The 3,335-nt window shown below is 57.3% G+C and carries 4 protein-coding genes; all 4 read left to right on the forward strand.

Annotated features, from left to right (window positions below; all coding sequences use genetic code 11):
* A partial coding sequence (locus KGZ66_02300; GenBank protein ID MBS3984419.1) for a hypothetical protein occupies positions 1-861 on the forward strand: 861 nt, incomplete at its 5' end.
* A 1-nt stretch (position 862) separates the two neighbouring features.
* On the forward strand, positions 863-1,447 hold the full coding sequence (locus KGZ66_02305) for a dipicolinate synthase subunit B (GenBank protein ID MBS3984420.1): 585 nt from the start codon (positions 863-865) through the stop codon (positions 1,445-1,447).
* Between the two features lie 21 nt (positions 1,448-1,468).
* Positions 1,469-2,674: an aspartate kinase gene (gene dapG / locus KGZ66_02310; protein ID MBS3984421.1), complete on the forward strand. Its 1,206-nt coding sequence runs from the start codon at positions 1,469-1,471 to the stop codon at positions 2,672-2,674.
* A gap of 17 nt (positions 2,675-2,691) precedes the next feature.
* Positions 2,692-3,335, forward strand: a 644-nt coding sequence (gene dapA / locus KGZ66_02315) for a 4-hydroxy-tetrahydrodipicolinate synthase (GenBank protein ID MBS3984422.1), incomplete at its 3' end; no start/stop codon positions are given.

Genomic DNA, 3,335 nt, shown 5'->3' on the forward strand with positions numbered 1-3,335 from the left:
CTAGCAATTACAATTGTCGGCGGTGATAGAAGAACTGAGTACTATTTGCCGAGTTTGCTGCAGGCAGGCGCAAAAATCCTAGCAGTGGGACTCACGCGCCTTCCCTGTTATCTGGACGTTGTTCCGGTGGACTTGCTCGCAGGCATTAGGGCGTGTCACGCTTTGCTCCTGCCGATGGCAGGTATGGATGCCAAAGGCCGCGTGCAATCGTATTACGACGACGCGCCGCTCGTCCTAGACCGGACGCTATCCGCACGCGGCCTGTTGGTATTGACGGGGGTAGCGAGGCCGGAGTTACGTGAGTTAGGTGCCGTCAATGGTTGGCGGATCTGCGAGATCGGCGCAGACGACGAGCTAGCCTACCTTAACTCCGTGCCCACGGCGGAAGGCGCCGTGCGGCTGGCGCAAGATAAGGCGGTTAAAACAGTTCATGGCAACCGGGCACTTGTCGTCGGTTACGGCCGCTGTGGTATCACCCTCGCCGCGCTCCTTAGAGGTATGGGAGCACACGTTACGGTGGCGGCCAGACAAACCGGTGCGCTGGCCCAAGCTTTTGCGGCCGGACACAGTCCGCAATATATGGGCGACCTGTCGCGAGGGTTGGCAAGTTTTGACTTCGTCTTTAATACGGTGCCCGCTCTGGTATTTACGGAAGATGTGCTGGTTTGTATGCGCCGAGACAGTGTCCTTATCGATATCGCTTCCGGTGGAGGCGTCGACTATCAGGCCGCCATGAAGCTCGGACGCACCGCCATACTGGCTCCGAGCCTGCCGGGGAAGTTTACACCCGAGACTGCCGGGCACATTTTGGGGCGGGTATTGCCGCGCATAATTATAGAAAATCTACCGGAGGAGAGGTAAAATGAAGGACAAGAGAATTGGTTTCGCGTTAACCGGCTCCTACTGCACGTTCGCCGCCGTGATGCCTGAGCTACTGCGTCTACGCGAGGGCGGTGCGGAGATTGTGCCCATTATGAGTGAGACGGCCGCGCACACAGATACGCGCTTCGGCCGTGCCCAAATGTGGCGAAGCCAAGTGCTTGCGGCGAGCGGGGCGCCAGAGATTATCGACACAATTGCGGCGGCAGAACCCATCGGCCCCGGGAAACTGCTCGACTTAGTTATCGTGGCACCATGTACCGGAAATACTCTAGCTAAGATAGCGGGTGGTATTACGGACTCTAGCGTGACCATGGCCGTAAAAGCGCACCTGCGCAACTTGCGCCCGGTACTTATAGCTATATCCACTAACGATGGGCTAGGACAGAATGCCGTTAACTTGGCTCGCTTGCAGAACACTAAGCACATCTTTCTCGTGCCCTATGGTCAGGACAATCCGGAAGTCAAACCAAACTCACTGGTCGCAGCGATGGAGCTAATCCCCAAGGCGGCGGAAATGGCGCTGGCAGGCGTTCAGCTGCAGCCTGTACTGGTATCGCGCCCTTAGTGGAAGGACGGGAGGCACATAATGGCAATTGTCGTGCAAAAATTCGGCGGGACATCCGTAGCTACGGCCGCTATGCGCGAGCGCGTGGTCGGCAAGGTGCGCGGGGTTAAGGCAGAGGGGCATGACGTCGTCGTCGTGGTTTCGGCGATGGGGCGCTTAGGCGAACCATATGCCACCGATACTTTGCTGGCCCTGGTAAATCAAGCGGGAGTATCTAACGCACGTGACCGGGATTTAGTGATGGCCTGCGGTGAGCTTGTCTCCTGTGCCGTTATGGCCAGCGCCTTGCGCAAGGCCGGTCTTAACCCTCTGCCGCTTAGCGGCTGGCAGGCAGGTATCACGACAGATAATTCGTTTGGGGACGCCAGAATAACCGCGGTAGACCCGACCTTTGTGCTAAGTCTACTTAAACAAGGGATAGTGCCGGTGGTAGCAGGCTTTCAGGGAGCAAGCAGTGAAGGGAACATCACCACCCTCGGGCGGGGGGGGAGCGACACTACGGCGGCGGCGTTAGGCGTGGCCTTAGGTGCCGTTAACGTAGAGATTTACACCGATGTAGAAGGCATTATGACCGCCGACCCTCGCTTGGTGCCTGAAGCCAAAGTGCTCAGCTTCTTAGATTACGCAGAGGTGTTTCAGATGGCCTCCCAAGGCTCAAAAGTTATTCATCCGCGGGCAGTCGAGCTGGCTATGCAGCGCAATATTCCTTTGGTCGTGAAGAGCACATTCTCAGATGCCCCGGGTACGACGATTGCCAACGCCATCCTCTATGAAAATAAACGCGGCCGACCGGTTACGGCCGTAGCCCATATTCTTAACGTAGCGCGCGTGTCCATCGCCACGCCCGGCGACGACGGCGCACTTGAGCAAGACATCTTTAGTCGCCTGGCGGGGGCCGGGGTCAGTGTAGACCTCATTAACGTTAGTCCGGAAGTTAAGCGTTTTATCATTCCGGAAGAAGATGTTGAGAAAGCGCGTGCTGCGCTAGAGACCTTGCCGCTCGCGGCGGATTTCCGCTGTGGCTGCGCAAAGGTGAGCGTCATCGGCACTGGTATGCGCGGGGTGCCCGGGGTGATGTCGCGTGTCGTCGCCGCATTGCGGGAAGCCGAGGTACGTATTCTGCAGTCGAGCGACTCGCACTTGACAATCTCGGTCTTGATTGACCAGGGAGATGTTGAATCGGCTACTAAAGCCTTGCATCGGCACTTCGGGTTAAACACAGAGTAGAAGAAAGGACGGATCTAATGCATTTCGGACGTTTGCTCACCGCCATGGCGACCCCTTTTGACGAGGAAGGGAATCTTGACCAAAGTGGCGTCAGACGCCTAGCCGAACACCTTATTGCTACAGGCACGGAAACCATTGTCGTATCCGGCACGACGGGCGAGTCGCCTACTCTTTCTGCCGCCGAACGCGTCCTGCTGATTGAGCTAGCCCAAGATGTCTGCCGCGGGCGAGCTAAGGTACTCGCAGGCGTGGGCACAAACTCAACTAGCGATACACTGCAAGGAGCGCGTGCTGCGGTAGACGCAGGTGCCGACGGCATAATGGTAGTGACTCCATACTACAACAAGCCGCCGCAGGACAGCCTGTATCATCACTTCACAGAGGTGGCGCGCGCTGTCGACGTTCCCATTCTCATCTACAACGTTCCCGGCCGTACCGGCTGCAACATGCTACCGTCTACGGTAGTGAGGCTGTCGCAGGCTTCGTCCTTCCTAGGCATCAAGGAAGCGAGCGGCAACCTAGATCAAGTCAGCGAGATTATCCGTGCGGTACGTAAAGATTTTGTTCTTTACTCGGGGGACGACTCATTGACACTGCCTATGCTAGCTGTAGGGGCAGAGGGCGTGGTAAGCGTGGCTTCCCACATCATTGGGCAGGAGAT

Source organism: Selenomonadales bacterium, assembly GCA_018335585.1.
Lineage (GTDB): Bacteria > Bacillota > UBA994 > UBA994 > UBA994 > UBA994.

Excerpts from the sequence above, each read along its gene's own strand:
- KGZ66_02305 (MBS3984420.1), top strand. The coding sequence starts at position 863 with ATGAAGGACAAGAGAATTGGTTTCGCGTTAACCGGCTCCTACTGCACG.
- dapG (MBS3984421.1), top strand. The coding sequence starts at position 1,469 with ATGGCAATTGTCGTGCAAAAATTCGGCGGGACATCCGTAGCTACGGCC.